We start from the raw sequence: 23,586 nt of genomic DNA, 5'->3' as shown, positions 1-23,586 counted from the left end.
GCTTTTTATTTTTATCAGGAGGACGAAGACGATGAGAATAAAGGATATTCTCGATAGCCGTTTGGTGCTGTCGTTCTGGTATAACCTAGACTACTGCTTGTCTCTTCTTAGTAAAATCTCTTCTCGTTGATTTCCTCAATGCAATCGCATTGAAAAGCATTCTATCTATTTGTTTTTTAGTCTTACGTGAAACTGCGTAGGGCAATGCGTATAAGGAAGTTAACAATGAAACGTATTCCAGAACCTTTTCGTATCAAAATGGTTGAGCCAATCAAAATGACGACTTTGTCAGACCGTGAAGTCGCGTTAAAAGAAGCGGGCTATAATCCATTTCTTCTTCGTAGTGATGATGTTTATATCGATTTGCTGACTGACTCTGGCACTGGTGCCATGAGTGATAATCAGTGGGCTGGCATCATGATGGGGGATGAATCCTATGCGGGGAGTCGAAATTACTACAACCTGTGTGATGCAGTGGAGCACTTCTTCGGTTATAAGCTCACCGTGCCTGCACACCAAGGGCGTGGTGCCGAGCAAATTTTGTTCCCCGCTTTGATTGAGCGTATGCGTCAGGTGCGTGGTGGTGAAACGCCAGTATTTATCTCGAACTACCATTTTGATACCACAGCGGGTCACATTGAACTCAATGGCGGTAAAGCGATTAACGTGGTAACGGAAGAAGCATTCGACACCACTACGCCTTATGATTGGAAGGGCAATTTTGATATCGATAAGCTGGTGGCAACAATTGAAGCGCACGGTTCGCATAACATTTGTGCAATTATCACCACGATTACTTGTAATAGCTCCGGTGGTCAGCCTGTGTCGATGGAAAACATGCGCAGTGTGTACGAGATTGCAACCAAGTACGATATTCCAGTGGTGATTGACTCGGCTCGTTACTGTGAGAACGCCTACTTTATCAAGCAGCGTGAAGCGGGTTACGAGAATAAATCGATTCTGGAAATCATCCGTGAGATGTACCAGTACGGTGATATGCTCACCATGTCAGCTAAGAAAGACCCGATGGTAAACATTGGTGGCATGTGTTGTATTCGTGATCATAAGGAGTTGTTCCAGGCGGTGCAGACGCGCTGCGTACCCATGGAAGGATTTGTAACATACGGCGGCATGGCTGGGCGTGATATGGAAGCGCTCGCTCGCGGTTTGTATGAAGCCGCGGATGAGGATTTTCTTCACTATAGAATTAGCCAAGTTCAATACTTAGGTGAGCGCTTACGTGAAGGCGGTATTCCGATTCAATACCCAACGGGTGGTCATGCGGTGTTTGTGGATGCCGCTAAGATTTTGCCACATATTCCAGCTGATCAGTTTCCTGCGCAGGTATTGTGTAATGCTTTGTACTTGGAAGCGGGTATTCGAGCAGTAGAGATAGGATCGTTGCTGCTTGGTCGAGATCCGGAAACGGGTAAACAAAAAGCGTCAGAGCTTGAGTTGATGCGTTTGACCATTCCACGTCGTGTCTACACAAACGATCATATGGATTACATTGCGGATGCGATTATCGAACTGAAAAATCGTGCACATGAGTTAAAAGGGCTCACTTTCGAGTACGAGCCACCAGTGCTGCGCCACTTTACTGCTCGATTTAAAGAGATCGATTAACTCAAGTTTAAATCTAGATAATCAAAAGGCCGCGAGTTTCGCGGCCTTTTTCGATTCGTTTATTTCTTAGCGTTACAGTTAGGCTAACTCTAACGTGATGCGAACGAACTGGTCGTCTTGATACTGCACTTCATAATTGAAGGTACCACTGGCGTAAATGCTGCCAAGGAAAAGTGAGCGTTGACTCATTGGTCCGCGGAACAGCATCGAAATAGGAGCTATTAGGGCGTTATTATCATCGAAGTGCTGATTTAAGTTCTCAGAAAGCACACACAGCAAACAGCCGTGTTGGTCGTGAGATAAGTCGACGTCTTCCGGTCGAGATAATAACACGGTAGTCCCCAGTTTCTTCTCAATCTCGTTGATCAGCAGCAAGTAGCTATCTAGATCGGGTTGAGGGTTGCTGGGTTTGTCTGCACCGACGCAGCGCTCGAGTAATGCTTCCAGATTTCCGTTCTCACCTTTTGCCTGCTGAGTCAAAGATTTTAACGGCTTTTTAATCAGCTTATAGCGATTACTCTTCAGTTTTGGTTTCAGCCATTTCTGAAGTAAGTCATTACGTTCTTTAAGGGAGAGGCCATGCGAGGACGCGTGAATTTTAAAGTGCAGGTGTAATAAAGCGTGAACCGCAAGCTCACTCAGAAGTTGGTTAGCATCTGTAGACTGTCTTGCCTGCTTAGAACTTTGCATTACACTCGAACAAAATTAGGGAAGAAGGATAATGGTGCCGAGAGAGGGACTCGAACCCTCACACCAAAGGCACTAGCACCTCATGCTAGCGTGTCTACCAATTTCACCATCTCGGCATCATGATGCTCTGAATACTCAGAGGCCTCGAAAGAAGCAACGCGAATTATAACCAAAATCCACCTGTTGGCGAGAGCAAAATGACGAATTTTGGCTCTTTCGAGTTTGATTGCATATTTATTGGTCACTTTTATGTTTTTTACCATCAACGCCTATCCTTATGCCCTTACTTTTATTAATGGTATGACGACAAAAGAGTACTTTTGCCTAAATTTTGAACGCTTGAACGTTTGCGTAAATAAATGTGATGAATATCTCTTTTTGTTGGCTATACTTGCGTCCCGTTTAAGCGGGAATTAGGGTTTAGTTGTTCAGGACCCTTACCCATACAAGCCGTCACATGGAGCAGGCCAAGCAACATGCTCGCCAGCAGTGAATGACCCCACGGACCGGACCAGCTACGTTCAATTGCTTGTATAAGGTAAAAATAAGATGTCGAACTATTCGTTCTGTCTACATTCTGGATCTAAAAGTGAGTTATCACTCGCTGCGTTGTCCCTTTCTTCTGCCAATTCCTTTGGCTCTTTTTTCTTTTTCAACGTTTAGTAGGTCCAGCTCATGAGTGTTCTATTTAGTCTATTTGGTATTGTTGCACTGCTAGGTTGTGCTTTCCTACTTTCTGAGGGTCGTTCTTCCATTAATTGGAAAACTGTATCTCGCGCCTTGATGCTACAAATGGGGTTTGCTGCTTTGGTGCTCTATTTCCCGTTGGGTCAAGCGGCGCTGGCGAGTTTAAGTAATGGTGTCGCGGGGCTACTCAGCTTTGCTGATGAAGGGATTAAATTCCTCTTTGGTGACCTCGCTTCTTCTGGCTTTATCTTCGCTATCCGTGTCCTTCCTATCATCATCTTCTTCAGTGCTCTTATCTCCGCCCTTTACTATTTGGGCATTATGCAAAAAGTGATTCAATTTATTGGCGGCGCTATCCAGAAGTTCTTGGGTACGAGTAAAGCAGAGTCTTTGGTTGCAACAGGGAACATTTTCTTATCTCAAGGCGAGTCACCACTTCTTATTCGTCCATTTCTTTCTAACATGACTCGCTCTGAACTGTTTGCCGTGATGGCTGGTGGTATGGCTTCAGTGGCGGGCAGTGTGCTTGGTGGTTATGCTGGTTTGGGTGTCGACCTCAAATACTTGATCGCGGCAAGCTTTATGGCAGCACCAGGTAGTTTGATGATGGCAAAAATCATCGTTCCTGAGCGTCAAACGCCAAGCGATTACAACAATATTGAGCTAGATAAATCAGAAGAAAGTAACGTTATTGATGCGCTAGCAAGCGGTGCCATGGGCGGTATGAAAGTTGCCGTTGCTGTTGGTACCATGCTTATCGCTTTCGTGAGTGTTATCGCGATGGTGAACACGGGGCTAGAAAACTTGGGTGAGATACTTGGTTTCTCTGGCGTAACGCTACAAGCGATTTTTGGTTATTTGTTTGCACCTCTAGCGTGGTTGATTGGTGTGCCAAGCCACGAAATTCTAGCTGCGGGTTCATACATTGGTCAGAAAGTGGTGATGAATGAGTTTGTTGCGTTTATCGATTTTGTGCAGCACAAAGCGACACTGTCTGAGCATACTCAAATTATTATCACTTTTGCGTTGTGTGGTTTTGCGAACATTGGCTCAATTGCGATTCAGTTGGGTTCTATCGGCGTGATGGCACCTGAGCGCCGCAAAGATGTTGCAAGTCTAGGCCTAAAAGCGGTTGCTGCTGGTACACTCGCTAACCTGATGAGTGCGTGCTTAGCGGGCATTTTTATCTCTCTCTAATTTAGATTGAAGATCCACACTCAAAACCCGCCTAAATGGCGGGTTTTGTTATTTCTAAGGCTTGGGCATTAAGCCGTAAGGTATCGATTTAAAAGCCTCTGGGTGCTCTTGATAAGTTGGCGCCTTATGTACCCCTTTCCAATCGAGCAGCATGATGGCTAGCACGTTACGGTGTTCGCCGTACTTGAGATCAAAGCTACCGTCGACCGACGGAATCATCCCTTTTTCTGCGTTGATTGCGTGACGAATGGCTTGGCGGGTTTTCTTTACGACCGGATCATGGTCCAAGCCTGCTAACAAAAACGAAATGCCGACTTCGGCAATCACGTCTTCTTTGGCGCGCAGTAGGATAGTGTCGATGTTGTTGCGAAAGTAATCATAAATCCATTGGTGTTTCTTTTCGCTTACTCGCTCCTGATAATACTGTGAATCGGCAAAGATGATGTGCGTCATACCATAGAGTTTGTTCCAATACTGCTGAGCTGAAAGCATCTTATCTTTATCGTCGGGGTAGGTGTTACGGAAGGTTTGAGTGAATTCCTCGACCACATCTTGCTCTCCTAGCTGACGAAGCCAGTAGACTTGGTTTGCAAGCTGCGCTGCCCATGCCTCTATCATCTCTTTGTCCGTAACGTAACGCGAGAAATCGTAGCGCCTAATAATTTTTCTCAGCGTTTTGTCTTGTTTATGTTGTAGGCCATATTCGTTTGCTCTTGCCATTGCGCCAAGCAAATCCACACCAAGATAAAGGTACTCAGGATGGTGTTTAGTCACGGTATAGCGTCGCTGACCTCGTTCGGTTTCTTTCTCTTGATACGTGGTCAGCCTTTGAGATGAATAGAGAATGATGTCTTCTGGTTCAACGACTTCATTAGCAAATTGGTTTAACCGGCTGGCTACTTGTGCCATGTCGGTCCAAATGGCAGCGTGATATTTCTCATCTAATGTTTGGCGGTACATGCGTAAGCCAAAATGGCCCTCTTTAAACGCCGGGAAAGTGAACAGTTCCTGTTCGTAGGTACTACGAATCAACTGCGCTGATTGAGTATTATCGAGAAGCGGTACCTCTTCCTGTGATGCCTGAGCTGCAAAGGTAAGTGAGCAAGAGAGTAAGACCGCTAAGCTAAGAGGTTTAATACGCATAAATCCATTCCCTATGAAGTCCTGAACCTAAACCTACCATCAATATTAATTGAGAATGTAAAAGCTGAGTCAATAGTTAAAAATTTGCCTAAAAGTCAGGTTGATACGTTCATCTTTGGTTTTCGCGGTTTTTGGTATGCAGTGCTTCCAGTGATGCTGTAGCTCGCCAGCCATAATCAGTAAGGAGCCGTGAGAAAGCTCATATTCAATCTCAGTTTTACAATGTAAATTTCTAAGCAAAAATCGACGTGTTTCACCTAAGTTCAAAGATGCGATAACAGGGTTTCTACCTAACTCTGGTTCATTATCTTGGTGCCAGCCCATTGAGTCTTGACCGTGTCGATATAAGTTAGCGAGAACAGAATTAAAAGTGACATCAGCAACTGATTCACAACGCACTTTGAGCTGAGTTAACTCAGGAGTCCAAGGGTGAGGCTGCATGGTTAAGCCTGAGTAAGTATATGCTGCATCACCGTGCCACGCTTGTAAGCGAGGTTGAAGTACTGACTTGCCGAACATAGTAATGTGTTCTTGGTGCCATGGCAGTGTCTTTCGAAGTTGGTCAAAGTAATTATCCGCCTCAAGATGGCTAAGAAAATGAGGATCATAATAAAGTTTTCCTCTTTCTACTTCTTGCCATAGATCGCCGCCAAATAAATCGCCTTGTTGATGCATCATCTCACACCTAAAACATAAAAGTTGTCAATCACTGTTACCTTTCTGATTATGATTGGTTATTCTTGTGATAATAAGAATTTTAACAATAAATAAAAAATCTCGTAGTTGTATACGAGTTGTGGGGAGAAAATGCGTTATTTACCCAGAAAGCGATGCTATTTTGCATTGTTCTTCCTCACCTTTTTCGCTTTGTGTATTGGGGTTATTGAGCTGTTAAATCGAAACCAGCAAGAGCTTCACAAAGAGCGAGTTCAAGTTGAGGCCAAAGAACAACTTTCCATTCTCCGTTCCAATTTGGAAGCGGTACTTATGGCGGATATCTACAAAGCCAGTACTTTAGCGACACTCATTACGTTACTTCCTAAAAATCAAGAAGAAGAATTGAGTATCGCCGCTCACCGAATCCTAAATAAAAGTAAACATATTACAATCATCGGTATCGCGAAAAATGATGTAATTAGTCATGTATTTCCACGCCAAGGTAATGAGCGCCTAATCGGCCTTGATTACCGCGCAGTGCCACAGCAGTGGGTACAGGTGCAAAAAGCCAAGGATGTACAAGAAATTTTCATCGCAGGGCCCGTTACATTGATCCAAGGTGGCCGAGGTTTGATCGTGCGTGTGCCTGTTTTTCTTGATCCTCCAATGAATCAGGACTACTGGGGAGTGATCAGTGCGGTGATTGATTTCGATGCTCTGATGAGAGAAACCGGCGTAATTGATTTCTCGTATCGTTACCCTTTAATGATCCGTGGTTACGATAGCGGTGGCTCATTTGGTGATGCTTTCTTTGGCGCGCAAAGTGTAAATAGCATGGTATATGCAAAAGAGATGGTTCATTTTCCTTATGGTGGGTGGAGTATGGTGGTTTTCTCTGGAGGCAAAGCTGATCGCCAAATCTCTTGGCATCAGTTGCATTTAGCTAGAGTAATCGGCTATCCCATTATATTCGCACTTAGCCTCGCGCTGTTCGCCATTTATCGACTGTATACCATTGCAGATGACAGAGCTTTACACGATGAACTCACGAATTTACCAAACCGTCGCTATTTTATGAAGTTTTACAAGCAGCAGTTCGAAATAGCGAAACGTTATAAAAAGCGTTATAGCTTCGCCTTAATTAATATTGACCTAGATAGGTTTAAACACATTAACGACACCTATGGTCACGACGCAGGTGACAAAGTTTTAATCGCTACGGCTGAAAGGGTAAAAAGCTCTCTGCGTAAATCAGACATCGTGGCCAGAATGGGCGGTGATGAGTTCTTAGTTGTAGTTCATCACCCAGGAACGGAAGAAAATGTTCAGTCCCTTCTACAAAAACTTCGATTAGCGCTATGCTCGACGCCCGTCATTTACGATGAAACGCTTATCTATTTGAAAGCCAGTATTGGGTACGCGATATTTGACCCGAAAATGTCATCTCCTGAGCAAATGATGAAAATAGCCGATGAGAGAATGTATCAACAAAAGCATGGCGGATGAGCCTGAACCCAGTTTCAATAAGGGGTTAGAGGAATGGTAAAGTTGGGAGCCCGAAATCTCATCATCATTGAGGTGCAAGAATATGTGACTTCATATGTTCACAGACACTTTGCTGAGAGAGTCGTTATTAGTAGTGCATTCAGTGGCATATTTGCATGATGTTGCATTTTGCAAATGCAGTTTGCGAAATTAATGGTTAATAAAGCAACGATATGCATCTGGATCTACTAAAAAACGGCTTTTTTAAAGTTGGCACGCATCGTGCTTTACTTAGAGTGACCCTTATTAAGCCGAGGGTCACCTAGCCAACTGACGTTGTTAGTGAATACAAATTGTTCACAAGTATATACCGCCAATCACGTTTATTGTGATTGGCGTTTTTTCTTTCTAAAGCCCGATGATATTCACGTAGCTGCCCGTCTCATCAGCTTCTCCGCACTTGCTGTAACAACTAGGTTGTCTTGGACAAACCGCCCCTCTGGAGCAGATCAACCTTGCTTGGGTTTGAATCCCGCGCTCTATCCAGTTGATGTTTAATATCTTAGCGATAGTCGTTAAGTCTTTTTTGATGTGGGGAGGAATAACACTACTTCCGCCGGAAGCGACACAAAGGGACTTAAGTTCTTCCGCTATGGAAACGGCATCGCCACCTTGTGCAGAAATAGCAGGGTTAAGATCAATACCGGCACATAGCACGCGATTATTTCCCGCAGGGTCAAATACGTTGACCGATTCGCAGCAGTAGATACGTGGCTCGTCGCCAACATTTAAAATCGAAATTTGCGCTGAACTGGTATCCAAAGGCTGGGAAAGGCGTCGGAATACCGCCCAGTGCTGGCAAGGGTCGTTTACTTTGCGCATGTTGCCCCAAGGCAATGGAATACCATTTCCTCGATACACTGCTTTTAACTTGCCGGGGCCATAGGCATCAAAATAGTGCCAATGAGGGTAAGGCGAGACCACCGTCATGCGACGCATTGCAACGGAAGGAGAAACGCCGGCCTTTTTGTGAACATCAATTTCGTAACCGGAGCGGTCAAGCAACTGACGAAATGGTACTTTGGGGCAAAGCAAGGCACCAGCAAAAAAGCTGGACTCAAAATCACGCCAAGCTTGCAGGATATCTTGCGAATTGAGTTCAGAGTTCGACACAGGGCTGTCCATTTGCTCCCAATTGTTTTGATGCCCGATAGATAAAACGTTATTCATTGCATCGCTGCTATGGAGCACTCGATGGCCGATATATACCGCCAAGTCATACTTCAATCGGGTTGGATAGTCACGCATTCGTTTATTGAGATAAATAGTCCCAGGTGGCTCCATGAAAGACGTAATCAACTGTTTGGCGCTGACGCCCAGTTCATCAATCACATCTTGTGGCGCTCGATCTACCCAGCGGATATCCAATCCCATACTCTTTGCAATGTCTACGAGATCTTCTACAGATAGATTCAGCCGCTTCAAGCCGACCTCTTCGGCGGCGCGCTCTAAATCAGGAAAATGGTTTTGATGGTTTTCTTGGTGTGCGCGGATCAGTAAGTGGGCAAACTGACGCCCCGTGATACCTGTTTGGGAGAGCATTTCTGGTATCGCGATTTGAAGAATATCATTGGAGAACAGAAAGCTCGGCTCCAACGCCATGCCACTAATCCCGCCACGATTTCCTTTGTTGGGTGTGATGGCTTCTAATTCGGGTTCATCATCTAAAAACCAAGCAGGATCTTTTTGAAAAACTTCCGCGATCACTTCGAGCATATCGATACTCGGTACGCGTTTTCCGCGCTCAATCATTGAAAGGTAAGAAACCGAAGGAGCGTACTCTGGATTAATTCTTACACAACGGGCAGACAAATCTTCCATCGTTAAATGGTTGTTTTTTCTTAGGTTACGAATTTTCGTACCAAGAAAATGAGACTGACGAATAAGGCTTTTTGACACAGACATTTTGTAAAATTCACATTGTAAAATTTTTGTTGTGAAATTGTAGTCAATATTTCGCTAGTCTACATAATGAGCAGGCAAGGAAATTAACCATCCACTTCACAGAATTGCCTGAAACTTAAATAAAGGATTTAAGTTTTTACTCTAGGACGAGTTTTTAAGTGCGAGGATATGACGATGAATATGCTGAACTTCGATAAAAAAGAGATGCAACAACAACAACGCCCATTTATCGCTGAAGCCGTATTTGCCGTCGAAGCGGTAAGTGCTGAGCAGCAGAGTGAGAAACAAGTAAAAGCGAAGCAACTGCTTGACCGCATGTTCCCATTGGAGAACGGGTCGCACCAAGACGTATCAAGTTACGTAATTGATTATCGCCATGTATTGGCTTACTTCAAAGACGGTACGCATAGCGGCCTGAAAAGCCCGAAACATTTTGTTGCGTACACTGGTGAAAAGGAAGATCCAAAGTCGATTTTGTTTAAAGATGATTCGGGCAATCATGTAGAAGTGCTGTTTGGCTGTCACAAAGGCACTGGTTGCGTGGAATTAGTGGACATTGACGATATTCAATTAGAAACTCGCACGACGTTTCATCCTGAACTAACTGGCAATGCACCAACCGCGATGCGCCATTGGATAAGTCTAATCAAAGGCGACAAAAAAGGTAAGCCGATGGCATGCAGTGAAGATAAAGAATATACCGCAAAAAATGGTGACGACTACATTCTAAGTTACTGTTACAGCGTCGATTAAGATACTCATGATTGGATACAAAAACCCCGCACTTTACAGCGCGGGGTTTTCTTTTTCATCGTAAAAGTCGTTTTCGCTTAGCCAGTTTATTTAAATTGGCATCACGCGGTTACGACCGAGTTGTTTTGCTTCATAAAGCTGTTTATCGGCTTTATTGATTAAGGCTTCAGGCGTATCACCCGGCTCAAATTCTGCTACCCCAAAAGAAGCGGTAATGCTGTGAACTTGTGTGCCTGAGCGCTTATCTCTGATACGTAGTTTTTCTATCATCCGGCGTAGTGTGTCTGCATATTGGCGAGCAATTCGCAGAGATTTGTTAGGTACAATTAACGCGAATTCTTCACCACCAAAACGGTACGCACATATCCCATCTCGACAGCTTTGTTGTAGCCGGCGGGCAATGGCTTTTAATACTGTATCGCCAAAAAGGTGCCCGTAATTATCGTTAAATGATTTGAAATGATCGATATCAAGCATGATTAAGGTCATTGCCTGATTTGATGCAATAAGTGAAGAGAGATCTTTGTCAAATGCTCGGCGGTTGTATAGGTTTGACAAACCATCGAACAACGCATCTTGCTGTACTTCAGCCAGTTGGTTTTTGAGGCGAGAAATTTCTTCACTCGCGTTGGTCAATTGGCTATTCAAAAACTTTGTTGAGTGACGAATTTCGTGTGACTCTGCGACAAGTTGACGAATCACCACCATCACTTCTTCAATGCTTAGGCTATTGTCCTCAACTTTTTCCAGTTTATTAAAGCTTTTGTCTACCATCTCAGAAAAGGAGGAAGTATCTGAAATCGTATCGCTCATTGAACTGGATACTTCATGTAGCAGAACTTCTACATTGGTTCTAAGATCTTCAAGGCTGGTTTCTGCTTTGCTGGCCACATAGTTGTTGTAAAGCTGTTTATTGGTTGCTGGCGGGCAAATACCGTAGTTTTCTAACACCGTGTCTAGCTCAAAGTTGAGTTCTGGAATGGTCTTGTCAACGTAGGTATACCAAAGCGCGTAGTTGGCTGGCGTGGCAGCAACATGGTTTTTGATCATCAGTGGGACCGCTTTTTTTAAATTAGCGGTTGATTTCTTAAACTCGTCGGTCATTTCTGCGATGGTACTAGCAAAATGGGATTGGGCTTAGATTAACGGATATTAACTAATGTCGCTTTAATTTTTATCACTTTTGCATGGTTTATATAGAAAATGAGTGATTAAGATCGTGATCAATACCGGTGGATTCAAATTTTATAAAATATCAGTATGAAACATGTACAGGCGTTTGGTGGTATTGCGTGTTTTGAGATATCCAGCAAATGGATTCCGTGTGAACGTTAGTAACCTAATGATCGTCAAACTCTCGTTTTCGTATAAAAGCAAGTAAATCAAAAGGCTTAACGTCAGGGTCTCCGTGAAAAGAACTCGTAGACGAAGAATTAACATCTGAGGGTGCGAATTGAAAAAGAAAATAGGACTTTATTGGTTCACGAACGACTTGCGATTGCACGACAACCCACTGTTGAAAAGCGCCAGTGTAGAAATGGACGAGTTAATTTGCTTGTATTGCTACCCTTCAATGACGCCTTACTTGCATCACTTTGCGCAGGAAGCCTCTTTCGGGCGCGCGAAATTGCAGTTTCTCGATTCATCGCTTAGTGAACTCAATCAATCTTTGAATCACCTTGGTCAGCGATTGTGGGCAGTTGAACTGACGCCCGATCAAGCAATCAAGTATGCTGTTAATCGCTTCGGCGTCACACATATATATGCTGACGCCTTTCCCGGTTCGGATGAGCAACAAGCGTTAGATCGCGCAGTTGAAGGCGCGTCTCATGTAAAAATAAAACAGCACGCAATCCGGACCCTGTTAAGGGAAGAGCAACTGCCATTTGACTTGAGCAAACTGCCTACGACTTTCACGCAGTTTAGAAAGCAAGTTGAAGGTTTAGACATCTCTCGGCCCCACGAGAGTATACGTTCGTTACCTCCAATTCCTTTAGGTGTGAATCTTCCTTCCGTTACTGCATATTACTTTGACACAAAAGCTGCGTTTCATGGTGGAGAAAGCCGCGGGCTTGAACATTGTCGCCAGTATTTTGCTTCCACACTAGCCAGTGAATACAAACAAACACGCAATGGTTTAGATGGCATGGATTACTCCACCAAGTTCTCTCCTTGGCTAGCTCATGGGTGCGTTTCTCCGAAAACTATTTATGCCATGTTGAAACGTTATGAAGCGGAGAATGGTGCAAATGATTCAACCTACTGGATTTACTTCGAACTGCTTTGGCGTGAATACTTTTATTGGTATGCCCGTCGACACAAGCGACAGCTCTTCCGATTCGGTGGCATCCAAAATCGAGCACCACTCACCAGCTTTTACGCGCACCGTTTTCAACAATGGAAGAAAGGTGAAACGCCATTTCCTATCGTGAATGCATGCATGCACCAACTTAATGAAACGGGTTATATGTCGAATCGTGGCAGGCAGTTAGTTGCCAGTTGTTTGGTGCATGAGCTTGGCCTCGATTGGCGTTATGGCGCGGCGTACTTTGAGTCACAACTGGTCGATTACGATGTGGCATCAAACTGGGGAAATTGGCAATACTTAGCAGGCGTTGGTGCTGATCCGCGTGGTTCACGACAATTCAACCTCGAAAAGCAAACCGAAATGTACGACCCGCACATGGAGTTCATTGATAGGTGGCAAGGTCGTTGTCCTGGCGCGCATTTGGATAGTGTAGACATGGTCGATTGGCCGATTGTGATGGGCAGCAGTGACAAAGCTTCGTCATCGGAGAAACCGTAATGCAATTTGAAACCGTACGATTGATCTTGGGCGATCAACTTAACAGTGAGCACTCTTGGTTTCAGCAACCGGATGAGCAAGTGCTTTACCTGATTGCGGAGCTCAAGCAAGAGAATACTTACGTCACGCATCATATTCAGAAAGTGTGTGCGTTCTTTTCTGCAATGGAACAGTTTGCGAAAGAGCGTCAGAGTGAAGGTCATCAAGTTCTGCATCTCACGTTGGATGACACACAATCCTTCGACGATCTTGAGCAAGTCTTGCAACACTACGCGAGTGAAGTTGGTGCAAGTAAGTTTGAATATCAACGCCCGGATGAATACCGTCTTCTGGAGCAGTTAGCCAAACTAAAGCTTGATGGGGTCGTGACGCGTTGTGTCGACTCGGAACATTTTTTGTTGCCGTTTGAGGAAATAGAATCGCAGTTTCCTCAAGGTAAACACATCATGATGGAGCACTTTTACCGCCGTATGCGCAAGCGCTTCGACATCTTGATGCAAGACGGAAAGCCCGTCGGCGGAAAATGGAATTACGATGCCAATAATCGTAACAAGCTCAAAGCCAAAGACATTGAACAACTGCCACAACCTTTGATGTTCAGTACTGACATCCACGGCATTATTGAGCGGCTGGCACGACATGACATCAAAACCATCGGAAATCTCGAAGGGGACTTGTTGTGGCCGATTAATCGCGCGCAAAGCCTCTCTTTACTCGCGCATTTCTGCCAAGTCTGTCTGCCGTTATTCGGACGTTTTCAAGATGCCATGACAGGCCAGCACGACGCTAAGTGGAGCTTGTATCACAGCCGAATTTCATTCTCGCTTAACAGCAAATTACTGCACCCGAGAGAAGTCATTGATGCTTCACTCAAGGCATTTCATTCCAACGCAGACATCGACATTTCTCAAGTCGAAGGGTTTATTCGCCAAATCTTAGGATGGCGAGAGTACATTCGAGGCGTCTATTGGGCGAACATGCCTAATTACCCGAAAAAGAACGAGCTGGGCGCAGAAAGAAAGCTGCCAAACTTCTTTTGGAGTGGCGAAACCAAAATGGCCTGTATGCGCAATGCGATTGAGCAGTCCCTCGATTATGCCTACGCACACCACATCCAACGTTTGATGGTCACTGGTAACTTTTGCTTGCTAACCGAGATCGACCCAGATCAAGTGGATGAGTGGTATCTCGGTATCTATGTTGATGCGATTGAATGGGTCGAAATGCCGAACACACGTGGCATGGCATTGTTTGCGGATGGCGGCATTGTTGGCACCAAACCTTACGCGGCGAGTGGTTCTTACATCAACAAAATGAGCGACTACTGTAAGGGTTGCCATTACGACAATAAGGCGAGGAGTGGGGAAGGATCGTGTCCGTTTAACAGCCTTTATTGGCGCTTTATGAACAAGCACGACAAGCGCCTCGCAGCCAATCCACGAATCGGGATGATTTTCCGCTCTTGGGACAACATGGAAGAACAGCAACGCCAAGCGATTATTGATACCGCAGAGCACTACATAGAAAACGTGGAGAACTTGTGATGGAAATACTCATCGTCGGTGGCAATGGTGGAATTGGTTTGGCAGTGGTGAGAGAAGCCGCAGCTCGGTTCCCTCAAGCGCGCGTGCATGCCACTTATCGTAAGCAGCAACCAGATTGGCAACACCCAAATGTCGTTTGGCATCAAGTGGATGTATCGCAAGACGAGCAGGTAAAAGCGTTCAGTGAGCAGATTGAACACGTCGATTGGTTGGTGAACTGTGTTGGTATGTTGCACACCCAAGAGAAAGGTCCTGAGAAGAATCTTAGCTCGCTCGACGCAGACTTCTTTCAGCAAACCATCACGGTCAATACTTTGCCAAGTTTACTGTTGGCAAAATACTTCACTCCCAAGCTAAAATGCAGTACTGCACCTAAGTTTGCGACCATTTCAGCCAAAGTTGGCAGCATTAGCGATAATCAGTTAGGTGGTTGGTACAGCTATCGAGCATCGAAAGCCGCATTAAACATGTTCCTCAAAACCATGTCGATCGAATGGCAAAGAATGGTCAAACATGGCACGGTGCTGTCACTTCACCCAGGTACTACAGACACCGCTTTGTCGGCACCTTTTCAAACCAATGTGCCAGAGGGAAAGCTGTTCACACCAGAGCGAGTCGCAAAGGATTTATTAGGCTTGTTAGAAAAAGCAACTCCGCAAGATAGCGGGGCGTTTTGGGCTTATGATGGGACGTTATTACCTTGGTAAGAGAACGCGTACAAACGTTAATACAAAGGGAATAACATACTCCAGAGAGGGTCGGAGTGACCTACGTTTTCGTTGATTTATTTCTTCGGCAACGCTCAGAACAGTAAACGATTTCCTCCCAATTTCGCGCCCACTTCTTTCTCCAAGAAAATGGGCGCTGACAGACCGGACAGACTTTCATGGGAAGGTTGGATTTAAAACCTTTCATCGCGCTGAATGTTCACTCCTAATTTGGTTAAAACTACTTATCAAATAGGTACAGGTAATCGCCGTAGCCTAAACTCGCCATCTTGTTCACAGGTACAAATTTCATCGCAGCAGAGTTCATACAATAGCGTAATCCCGTCGGCTTCGGACCATCTTTAAACACATGACCTAGGTGTGAATCACCAAACTTACTGCGGATCTCCGTTCTAGGGTAGAGCAGTTTATAATCGGTTTTCTCCACGATGTAACCCGGGTTAATTGGTCGAGTAAAGCTTGGCCAACCTGTGCCAGATTTGTATTTATCAGTAGAAGAAAATAGCGGTTCACCGGTCACAATATCCACATAAATTCCCGCTTCTTTGTTGTCCCAGTATTCATTATCAAACGGACGCTCCGTGCCTTCTTCTTGCGTCACGTAATACTGTAGCTCTGTTAAGTTTGATTTGATTTCAGACTGAGCAGGTTTACTGTACGCTTTCACTTTCGAAAGCAGCTTTTTTTCTTCAATCAACTGTCGAAGTGTTTTAGGACTTTCTTTTCGATCTTCACCAAATACTTCGTCGAGATATTTATCGCGACCTGATGCGTAGCGGTAGTATTTGTACTTCAAGCTACTCTTCTTGTAGTAATCCTGATGGTACGACTCCGCAGGGTAAAACTTTTCAAACTCGATCAGCTCTGTTTTCAACGGTTTTGGATAGATCATCGCCTTGTCGATTTCCATCATAAACTGCTTAGCAATCTGCTTTTGCTCCGCATTATGGTAGAAGATCGCTGGACGGTATTGAGGACCACGGTCAACAAATGAACCTTTATCGTCGGTAGGGTCGATATGACGGAAGAAGTAGTCCAGCACTTGCTCGTAGTTCACGACAGCAGGATCGTACTTCACCTCAATCACTTCAATATGACCAGATTTACCAGAAGAGACTTGGCGGTAAGTCGGGTTTTCAATATGACCACCTGAATAACCTGATACAACATCGATTACGCCGGGCAGTTGCTCTAAATCCGATTCTGTACACCAGAAACAACCGCCAGCTAGCGTTGCGATTCTTGTATTCTCTGAAGCCTTCAGCTTATCCATCGTATCGGCGGTACCTGTTTTACTCAATAGTAGAAACAAGACTGGAAGTGCGAAGGAGAAACCGGCCAATAACTTAGACATATTCTTCATAGCTACCTCATCGTTATTTTTGTAGAAAGTGTTACTTAAATAAAAAGTGTTACGTATAGAGAAAGGTAACCGAGCGAAAAAATTACAGTAATGTTGAAAATTCCGTTGCCCTTTTATGCGATAGAGCTAAAGTATCGACAAGAAACACACCGCTAGTAAGGGCAACGATGCCTTGAATAAGCGATGCTAAATGAGGTAAATCATGCAAGCTGAAGTTAAATGGATAGAAGATTTTAAATTCCTTGGGCAATCTCAGTCGGGCCACTCCGTAGTGATGGATGGCAATGGTGGTGCAACCGCACCAAGCCCAATGGAAATGGTACTAATGGCTGCTGGTGGCTGTAGCTCTGTCGATGTTGTTGATGGTTTGAAAACAGCAGGCCAAAAGGTTTCGTCAGTTAATGCCAAGCTAACCACAGAGCGTCGTGAAACCGCGCCGCGTATCTTTACGCAAGTGAATATCCACTTTGAAGTGTCAGGTGACGAGCTTGACCCAGAAGTCGTAGCAAAAGTGGCGGCTGACTCGCTAGAAAAATACTGCTCGGTTTGCTTAATGCTAGGTGAAGGTGTTGAGATGACCCACAGCTGGGAAATTGTGTAAGCCGACAGACTCCACAAAATATAAAAACAGGAAAGAGAAAAGTCCGGGCTTTTCTCTTTTTTTATTTCGCAGTTCACGTACCTTGTGAAGAATCTGAAAGCAGTAATTGCAGGTTGTAGGAGTCTTCCAGTGACAGAACTAGAAAAAATGATGTCTGGCCAGGTCTTTGATGGCATGGACAAAGAAATTGACGCCATTAGAAGCCATGCTCTTCAAGCACTTAGAGCGCTCAATAATAACACCGACGAAAGTCAGCGCGACGAATTGCAAAAGCAGCTATTTGGCAAGGTAGGCCGTTGTATTGTCCAGGCCCCTTTTCATTGTGAATTTGGTAAGACCATCGAAATAGGTGAAGAAACCTTTATCAACATGAACGTGGTCATGCTCGATGGTGCCAAAATTACCATCGGGAACCACGTGCTCATTGGACCGAGCGTGCAATTTTATACCGCTTCTCATTCTGTTGATTACCGAAGTCGTCGACGTTGGGAAACGTTTTGTAAACCTATCACGATTGAAGATGATGTGTGGATTGGCGGAAATTCCGTCATCAACCAAGGTGTAACAGTTGGCGCTCGCTCGGTGATTGCGGCGAACTCGGTCGTTAACCATGATGTGCAGCCAGATTGTCTATACGGAGGCACGCCAGCTAAGTTGATTCGCCGTCTCAACGAAGAATAGTAGAGGTTAGTATGCAATAACTCTGGCGATTAGAGAGTTCAGACTGAGCTCTCTTCGTCGAGTACATCGTTATATTTTAATGTTAATTCCTCACTCAATTGCTAAAAGAACGGCACCAATTGATAAAGTCAGGGCAACGACAACAGAGTTAACAATGATAATACCTAGTAATAGAATCGACAAATAACGATACCATTTTGGTACTTCTCTAGAAATATTAGGTAATTTTCGCTTTTCACCTGAGCTAGGTTGAACGATTAAACGAACAAACATCAATGTTCGGAAAAATGCGTAAGGCCACCCTGTGAATAAAGAAAGCTCAAATTCATTAAAATATGGTTTTTTAAAATAGTTTCCAACAATCTCCTTCGGCATCAGAAAGTGCATGACACCGATAAAAATGGTTTGTAAGAAAATAATAATCACACCCGTCATTAAAGTGTAAAAAAGAAATGTGATTACTTGCTGCATATAGACTCTATTCCAGTACTAGCGACTAAGTTTGGCTTGCTTTCAATTGAATTATAAAAGCTTTTTGCCACTTTACCGGATGCATAACCTACAGCCGTTGAACCGGCAGCGAGTACAATGGCAGTCCCCCAGCCAATAGGGTTTGATACTAAAAATAGACCGACTAACGCGCTGGTACCCATTCCTACAGCTGTGCTAGTTATTGACTCAACAAAAATTTCATTCTTCTCATGTTGGTCTTGTGTATTCGCAATCTGAATGCAGGAAGCCGTCAGACCAACACCGACTAAAACATGTCCGCCCACTTTAGATGCTTGAGCTATTTTATTCAGTTTTTCGGCTTGTTTAACTATATGAGCATTCGCAGGTAACCCTCCACTTCGAGCTATGCGAATAGACTGGTGAGTCGTTTTGTTGCCAAATAACAGCTTTTCCATAGGGCCAACATTTTTCTTTAGTAGGTCTAAATGTTTTTTACGTCGACCATCATATTGTCCTTTACTTATTACTCCGTTTTTATAGTTTGCGTAAAGGTCGTTGATGTTCTCAATGAGCTTAATATTTCCTTTACTCATCAAGTTCCCTGTAGCACCCATCAAGGTACCTCCTGGAATAGTAATCATATTGGCGTTGTTTTCTAACCATGCCAACGCCCAAAACATGTCAGCATGTTGCGGTGGAACTTGATTTGAGATTGATTTTGGAGGTTGATTGTAGCTGAGAAGATTGGGAGGCAAAACTTTATGGGGAGGAGAGCTGGGCATTTGAGGTTTAGACGCTGGGTAGGTCCCTAGCTTCGCGATACTTTTAGGAGGTAACGCATTGTTACTTTGAGTTTTAAGTTGAGAGCTTGATTTGGGTAGAGCTGATAACCAAATGATATCGCCAGCTCTAATGCGGTTAGGATCTGAAATATGCTTGTTTAATGTCATTATATGAGTCAGTACTATCTGATAGTCCTTGCTACCATATGGAGCACCATACATGTTTAATATAATAGATGATAAGCTATCATGATTTTTATTTTATACTTAAAAGATCCCGACACAGAGCACCTCTAGCTAATAATTTATTTGTATAGATATTAACAAGAAACTATATTTAAAAATTTTATTTTTTTTTGCATTCTAGACTTTCATTTTAAAAAGCCATAAATTAGCTGATGTATTTATTATTTGTGTGAAATTCTTAATGTTATTTGCATTTAAAGTGTGACATTAGACTTAATTGGATAGGTTAAGGTCATACATGATTTGCTAATGATAAAAAACCTGCGATAAAAAATACAAGTGCTAACATTGTAGAGTTTATGATAATTACCCATATTAAAATGAAGGATAATAGACGGTACCACCTAGGCACCTCTTGGGATACATCGGGTAACTTTCGTTTTTCACCTGAGTTAGGTTGAACGATTAAACGAACAAACATCAATGTTCGGAAAAATGCGTAAGGCCAACCTGTAAATAGAGCTAGTTCGAAAGTGTTGAAATAAGGTTCTTTAAAGTAGCTATTGACAATGTCTTTTGGCATTAAAAGGTGCATGATACCTATAAAGAATGTCTGGAAAAAAATAACTAATACACCAGAGAACATTAAGTATCCAATAATGTTCCAGATCAATTGCATATTGCACCTATCCCTATAATAAACCGATGCTTTTTCAAAGGTTTTATCCTAATTCTTATCTGAAGAAATAAAGAGACTAACAGATAACCTATATCTTATCTATGAATGTAAGGGCGTTTTGGAGGAGTGTCGAGAACGAAAATAAGATCTATTTTATTGATTTTTATGTAAATATAGTTAGCCGTGTATAAAATTGATAACGTGTAATGGCGAGATGTAAGCCTTGCACAACTAACAAAGGTTGGTTAAACAAGGCTAATAGTCGGTTATGGATGAATAACGATTTGTTGCTCCTCTGTCATCACAAGTATCGCTTTGCTTTGTTCGATAAGTTGGGCAGCATAAGAAGGGGTAACGGCCTGCATATCACCTTTAGATCGAAGAGTTAAAGACTCCCACGCTTGATCTCTATATTTCCCTGCTTGGGTGTATTGAATCAGTACTTTCATAGCTTCACACTCCGGTGTGGTTGACGTGCTACTTAAGTTAACGATCTTAGATTGGTTGCGCATCTGTTAAAAATGAAACATTAGTTTAACCAAATGTACCTTTCCAAATATCGCGCATTGAGCAGAGCAATTTAGAATCCTTGTGATGGAAGGATGAAGAACACTCAATCTTTCGATTCATACTGCGCAATATAATGTTTGAGAGATTTGGTTTCCGCACTCTGAAACTCTTCATCGTGCATACGCAGTGCTTGGATACGGTCGAGGCGAAACTGACGGTAGTCATCGCGCAATTCGCACCAGGCGACCAGCGTCCAGACTTTGCCCCAAAAGAACTGGCCTAACGGTTGGATTTTTCTTTCGGTCACCTGTCCGCTTTCATCTTGGTAATCCAAACTGACCTTAAACTGATGATCAATCGCGTGGCGCAGAAGCTGCCCTCGTTTGGCAGTCTCGGATTGGGTGTGATAATCGGGCACAATCAGCGGACAATCTTCCACTTGTTGTTTGAGCTTATCGGGCAATACCGAAAGTATTTTGGTGGACGCAGAGTGAGACGCTTCGGCGAGTTCGGCATCCGACCAGGCTCGAACCATCCGCATACCCAGTTCAAGCGCCATCATCTCTTTTTCTGAGAACATCAAAGGCGGCAGGTGAGAGCCAGCTTGCAACAGGTAGCCAACACCTGCTTCACCTTGAATAGGAACACCAGAACTGAGCAACGACTGAATATCGCGATAAATCGTACGTTCGCTAACTTCCATTCTTTCTGCGAGCTCTTTCGCTGTCACGGCGTAACGCTTTGCGCGCAGAAGCGTCAGTAGCTCAAACAGTCGTTCTGATTTGCTCATGATGTTCCTTATCTAGACCTACTGGTTGTTAGTGGTAGTGTGGCTGATTACTTCTCTAGCTCACTGCACATTTTTAAGTTGTGATGTTTAAGCTCGAAGCTTTCGCAGTCAATCATCGATAACAGAGGCTGAAATTCAACGGCTTGCTTAATCTGTTTTCCCGCCTGTTTTGCATCGTCCATTGAACGCCAGTAAATGATGTCTGTCCACACATCGTCCGTCGCTTCGTGACTGAGCGATCGGTACAAAAAGCCCGGCAGATTCTTCACAAACGTTTGTGACTGTTTGGCAGCAGCGATCACGTCTTGCTCTGTTGTGCCTGCGGTTAGACGAAATTGCACAGTTTCGATAACGGTTTCCATATTGTGATTCCTTATTGGTTTTGGCGGATTGCCTGTTGAGTTCCAAATAAGGTTACGCGGATGGAATGTCAGAACGTGTCAGTAGTGAAATCTCACTCACTTATCATCAATATGGTTATTTTTCTGGGCTATTGTAACGATCCCAGTAAGGTAAATCTGTGCCGAGCTTTTCGCTGATAAAATCGATAAAGGCTCTTACTTTCAACGGCATGTGCTTGCGCTCAGGGAACACCGCATAAATGGCGTGTTCTGGTAGAGAGTACTCTTCCATCACCGGTTTTAGATTTCCTGCGGCAAAGTCTCTTCCTGCAATAAATGTTGGCAGTTGCGCAATGCCCGAACCTCTTAACAGCAACTGGCGAATGGCTTCGCTGTTATTGACGATAAAGTTTCCTTTTGGAAGTACCTTGTATTCGCTGCCGTTGTTGATGAACATCCATTCGACGCCGCCACGGAAATAGGAGTAGCGCAGGCAGTTGTGACCGACTAAATCACTTGGTTTTTGTGGTGTTCCAAACTCCTCTAAGTAATCTGGTGAGGCACAAAGCACACTTTTACAAGGGGCGAGACGTTTTGCGATTAGATTGGAAGAGGTGAGTTCACCAATACGGATCCCCAAATCAAAACCGTCTTTAACCAAATCGACCATTTTGTCTTCGAGGTTTAAATCCACTTCAATTTTCGGGTAACGAGCGAGAAACTCGCTGATCAAAGGTGCGATATGCAGTACACCGAAAGACATCGGCACGGTAATTTTGAGTCGACCTTGTGGAGAGCCTTGCAGTTCCGATACCGCGTCTACGCCTTGCTGGGCTAGGTTGAGCGCTTGAGAGGCGTACTCAAAATAGCGTTCTCCTGCTTCGGTCAGGCTCAGCTTACGCGTAGTTCGGTTAAGGAGACGAATGCCCAAATCGTCTTCTAGTTGGTTGATGCGTTTGCTGATCGCCGATTTCGTCAGATTCAGCTGTTTGGCCGCAAGGGAAAAGCTGCCGCATTCGACAACAGCAACAAAAACGGGCAGGGAGGCAATCGCGTTCACTTCAATCTCCTATTATCGTGAAGCATTTATTGTTGAGCACAAGGATACAATTAATTTCCAATTATAGAGATTATCTTCAAGAAGAAAACAATCTAGACTATGCACCAGTATTACGACCTTGATTTTGGGAAGAAGAAAATGAAGTACGATTGGATCCTGTTTGACGCTGACGAAACCTTATTCCACTTTGATGCTTTCAAAGGTTTGCAGCTTATGTTTTCTCGCAAAGGCGTAGATTTTACTGAACAAGATTTTGCTCATTACCAAACCGTAAACAAACCGCTTTGGGTGGATTACCAAGACGGCAAAGTAACGGCAGATGAGCTAAAACATAAGCGTTTTACCGAGTGGGCTGAGAAGTTGAATACCACAACAGCAGACCTCAATAGCGCATTTTTAGAAGCAATGGCCGATATTTGCAGCTTGTTGCCAGGTGCAAAAGAGCTGATGGAAGCGCTGCAAGGCAAAGCTAAAATGGGCATCATCACCAACGGTTTTACAGAGTTGCAAGCAATTCGCCTTGAGCGCACAGGGATGACTGAGTACTTCGATAAAGTGGTGATCTCTGAACAAGTGGGCGTAGCAAAACCGGACTTCGGTATTTTTGAATACGCGATGCAGCAAATGGGCAACCCATGCAAAACGCGCGTACTTATGGTGGGTGACAACCTGCATTCCGATATTCTGGGTGGTAATAACTTTGGTATTGAAACTTGCTGGTTAAATACCACAGGCGCAAGCGTCGATGAGCGTATCGCACCAAATTACACCGTTGAGTCTTTGAGTGAACTAAAGAACATTTTGGTGGCGTAACCGAATCGGGTATTATTCCGCAGTAACCCTCAGAAAAATCAAGGAA

24 protein-coding genes and 1 tRNA gene are annotated in these 23,586 nt (G+C 44.0%); 10 read left to right on the top strand and 15 right to left on the bottom strand.

Features of this window, described 5'->3' with window-relative positions; translation table 11 throughout:
- Positions 1 to 225: 225 nt before the first annotated feature.
- Positions 226 to 1,626 carry a tryptophanase gene (locus R7O03_RS01775; protein WP_104976313.1) on the top strand — a complete coding sequence of 467 codons (1,401 nt, stop codon included), beginning with the start codon at positions 226 to 228 and terminating at the stop codon, positions 1,624 to 1,626.
- 78 nt (positions 1,627 to 1,704) lie between these two features.
- Here the strand turns inward: R7O03_RS01775 and R7O03_RS01770 are convergent, their stop codons facing one another.
- The 3 genes from R7O03_RS01770 to R7O03_RS01760 all read right to left on the bottom strand — a co-directional run bounded on the left by R7O03_RS01770 (position 1,705) and on the right by R7O03_RS01760 (position 2,579).
- Positions 1,705 to 2,316 carry a DUF2913 family protein gene (locus R7O03_RS01770; RefSeq protein WP_005374167.1) on the bottom strand — a complete coding sequence of 204 codons (612 nt, stop codon included), beginning with the start codon at positions 2,314 to 2,316 and terminating at the stop codon, positions 1,705 to 1,707.
- Positions 2,317 to 2,348: 32 nt separating this feature from the next.
- A tRNA-Leu gene (locus R7O03_RS01765) sits at positions 2,349 to 2,432 on the bottom strand.
- Complete coding sequence (locus tag R7O03_RS01760; protein ID WP_021035910.1) at positions 2,397 to 2,579, bottom strand: hypothetical protein; 183 nt, start codon at positions 2,577 to 2,579, stop codon at positions 2,397 to 2,399. Before R7O03_RS01760 ends, R7O03_RS01765 begins: the two co-directional genes overlap by 36 nt.
- A 412-nt stretch (positions 2,580 to 2,991) precedes the next feature.
- Here R7O03_RS01760 and R7O03_RS01755 point away from each other — a divergent pair, with 412 nt between their 5' ends.
- On the top strand, positions 2,992 to 4,200 hold the full coding sequence (locus tag R7O03_RS01755) for a NupC/NupG family nucleoside CNT transporter (protein WP_017635515.1): 1,209 nt from the start codon (positions 2,992 to 2,994) through the stop codon (positions 4,198 to 4,200).
- 54 nt (positions 4,201 to 4,254) lie between these two features.
- Here R7O03_RS01755 and R7O03_RS01750 read toward each other — a convergent pair whose 3' ends face one another.
- Together R7O03_RS01750 and R7O03_RS01745 are read right to left on the bottom strand one after the other, a co-directional pair.
- Positions 4,255 to 5,343 (bottom strand): DUF3541 domain-containing protein, encoded by a 1,089-nt coding sequence (locus R7O03_RS01750; protein ID WP_151515829.1) that lies wholly within the window; start codon positions 5,341 to 5,343, stop codon positions 4,255 to 4,257.
- A 69-nt stretch (positions 5,344 to 5,412) separates the two neighbouring features.
- The gene (locus R7O03_RS01745) at positions 5,413 to 6,018 is read right to left on the bottom strand and encodes an alpha-ketoglutarate-dependent dioxygenase AlkB family protein (protein WP_151515876.1); all 606 of its coding nucleotides are present in this window, start codon (positions 6,016 to 6,018) and stop codon (positions 5,413 to 5,415) included.
- 132 nt (positions 6,019 to 6,150) lie between these two features.
- Between R7O03_RS01745 and R7O03_RS01740 the strand changes: the two genes are divergently transcribed.
- Positions 6,151 to 7,506: a diguanylate cyclase gene (locus R7O03_RS01740; protein ID WP_021035911.1), complete on the top strand. Its 1,356-nt coding sequence runs from the start codon at positions 6,151 to 6,153 to the stop codon at positions 7,504 to 7,506.
- A gap of 387 nt (positions 7,507 to 7,893) precedes the next feature.
- On the opposite strand, the gene R7O03_RS01735 is transcribed toward R7O03_RS01740, so the two are convergent.
- Positions 7,894 to 9,450 carry a DUF3612 domain-containing protein gene (locus R7O03_RS01735; protein ID WP_085569243.1) on the bottom strand — a complete coding sequence of 519 codons (1,557 nt, stop codon included), beginning with the start codon at positions 9,448 to 9,450 and terminating at the stop codon, positions 7,894 to 7,896.
- Between the two features lie 174 nt (positions 9,451 to 9,624).
- Here R7O03_RS01735 and R7O03_RS01730 point away from each other — a divergent pair, with 174 nt between their 5' ends.
- Positions 9,625 to 10,203, top strand: a complete 579-nt coding sequence (locus R7O03_RS01730) for a malate synthase (protein ID WP_005374156.1) — start codon at positions 9,625 to 9,627, stop codon at positions 10,201 to 10,203.
- 90 nt (positions 10,204 to 10,293) lie between these two features.
- On the opposite strand, the gene R7O03_RS01725 is transcribed toward R7O03_RS01730, so the two are convergent.
- Positions 10,294 to 11,307 (bottom strand): GGDEF domain-containing protein, encoded by a 1,014-nt coding sequence (locus tag R7O03_RS01725; RefSeq protein WP_005374150.1) that lies wholly within the window; start codon positions 11,305 to 11,307, stop codon positions 10,294 to 10,296.
- Between the two features lie 349 nt (positions 11,308 to 11,656).
- Here R7O03_RS01725 and R7O03_RS01720 point away from each other — a divergent pair, with 349 nt between their 5' ends.
- The 3 genes from R7O03_RS01720 to R7O03_RS01710 are packed head-to-tail and all read left to right on the top strand — an operon-like array spanning position 11,657 to position 15,260.
- A complete protein-coding gene (locus R7O03_RS01720; protein ID WP_318104192.1) occupies positions 11,657 to 13,009 on the top strand; it encodes a DASH family cryptochrome in 1,353 nt (450 codons plus the stop codon).
- A complete protein-coding gene (locus R7O03_RS01715) occupies positions 13,009 to 14,553 on the top strand; it encodes a cryptochrome/photolyase family protein (protein ID WP_318131357.1) in 1,545 nt (514 codons plus the stop codon). The genes R7O03_RS01720 and R7O03_RS01715 overlap by 1 nt, the downstream gene beginning before the upstream one ends.
- Positions 14,553 to 15,260 carry an SDR family oxidoreductase gene (locus R7O03_RS01710; RefSeq protein WP_064354492.1) on the top strand — a complete coding sequence of 236 codons (708 nt, stop codon included), beginning with the start codon at positions 14,553 to 14,555 and terminating at the stop codon, positions 15,258 to 15,260. The genes R7O03_RS01715 and R7O03_RS01710 overlap by 1 nt, the downstream gene beginning before the upstream one ends.
- 61 nt (positions 15,261 to 15,321) lie before the next feature.
- Here the strand turns inward: R7O03_RS01710 and R7O03_RS01705 are convergent, their stop codons facing one another.
- Positions 15,322 to 15,468, bottom strand: coding sequence for a DUF2256 domain-containing protein (locus R7O03_RS01705; RefSeq protein ID WP_005374142.1), 147 nt, complete (start codon positions 15,466 to 15,468; stop codon positions 15,322 to 15,324).
- A 33-nt stretch (positions 15,469 to 15,501) separates the two neighbouring features.
- Positions 15,502 to 16,644 carry a peptide-methionine (R)-S-oxide reductase MsrB gene (gene msrB / locus R7O03_RS01700; RefSeq protein ID WP_005374134.1) on the bottom strand — a complete coding sequence of 381 codons (1,143 nt, stop codon included), beginning with the start codon at positions 16,642 to 16,644 and terminating at the stop codon, positions 15,502 to 15,504.
- 202 nt (positions 16,645 to 16,846) lie between these two features.
- On the opposite strand from msrB, the gene R7O03_RS01695 reads away from it, so the two are divergent.
- Together R7O03_RS01695 and R7O03_RS01690 are read left to right on the top strand one after the other, a co-directional pair.
- On the top strand, positions 16,847 to 17,245 hold the full coding sequence (locus tag R7O03_RS01695) for an OsmC family protein (protein ID WP_005374132.1): 399 nt from the start codon (positions 16,847 to 16,849) through the stop codon (positions 17,243 to 17,245).
- 129 nt (positions 17,246 to 17,374) lie between these two features.
- Positions 17,375 to 17,926, top strand: coding sequence for a sugar O-acetyltransferase (locus R7O03_RS01690; RefSeq protein ID WP_193838039.1), 552 nt, complete (start codon positions 17,375 to 17,377; stop codon positions 17,924 to 17,926).
- 90 nt (positions 17,927 to 18,016) lie between these two features.
- Here R7O03_RS01690 and R7O03_RS01685 read toward each other — a convergent pair whose 3' ends face one another.
- From R7O03_RS01685 to R7O03_RS01660, 6 genes are all read right to left on the bottom strand, one after another.
- Positions 18,017 to 18,397, bottom strand: coding sequence for a hypothetical protein (locus tag R7O03_RS01685; protein WP_005374128.1), 381 nt, complete (start codon positions 18,395 to 18,397; stop codon positions 18,017 to 18,019).
- A complete protein-coding gene (locus R7O03_RS01680) occupies positions 18,385 to 19,329 on the bottom strand; it encodes a glycine zipper family protein (RefSeq protein WP_244906255.1) in 945 nt (314 codons plus the stop codon). The genes R7O03_RS01685 and R7O03_RS01680 overlap by 13 nt, the downstream gene beginning before the upstream one ends.
- Positions 19,330 to 20,292: 963 nt before the next feature.
- Complete coding sequence (locus R7O03_RS01675; protein WP_064369688.1) at positions 20,293 to 20,475, bottom strand: hypothetical protein; 183 nt, start codon at positions 20,473 to 20,475, stop codon at positions 20,293 to 20,295.
- Positions 20,476 to 20,639: 164 nt separating this feature from the next.
- A complete protein-coding gene (locus R7O03_RS01670; protein WP_005497912.1) occupies positions 20,640 to 21,326 on the bottom strand; it encodes a helix-turn-helix transcriptional regulator in 687 nt (228 codons plus the stop codon).
- A 47-nt stretch (positions 21,327 to 21,373) separates the two neighbouring features.
- The gene (locus R7O03_RS01665) at positions 21,374 to 21,688 is read right to left on the bottom strand and encodes a hypothetical protein (protein ID WP_005497913.1); all 315 of its coding nucleotides are present in this window, start codon (positions 21,686 to 21,688) and stop codon (positions 21,374 to 21,376) included.
- 115 nt (positions 21,689 to 21,803) lie between these two features.
- Positions 21,804 to 22,727 (bottom strand): LysR family transcriptional regulator, encoded by a 924-nt coding sequence (locus R7O03_RS01660; RefSeq protein ID WP_005374110.1) that lies wholly within the window; start codon positions 22,725 to 22,727, stop codon positions 21,804 to 21,806.
- A gap of 138 nt (positions 22,728 to 22,865) precedes the next feature.
- Between R7O03_RS01660 and yjjG the strand changes: the two genes are divergently transcribed.
- Entirely contained in the window at positions 22,866 to 23,540 is a 675-nt protein-coding gene (yjjG, locus tag R7O03_RS01655; RefSeq protein ID WP_132936964.1) for a pyrimidine 5'-nucleotidase, read from the top strand.
- Positions 23,541 to 23,586 lie beyond the last annotated feature (46 nt).

It is taken from the genome of Vibrio sp. Vb2960 (genome assembly GCF_033337665.1).
Lineage (GTDB): Bacteria > Pseudomonadota > Gammaproteobacteria > Enterobacterales > Vibrionaceae > Vibrio > Vibrio alginolyticus.
This window is presented reverse-complemented; position numbering and strand designations above follow the sequence as displayed.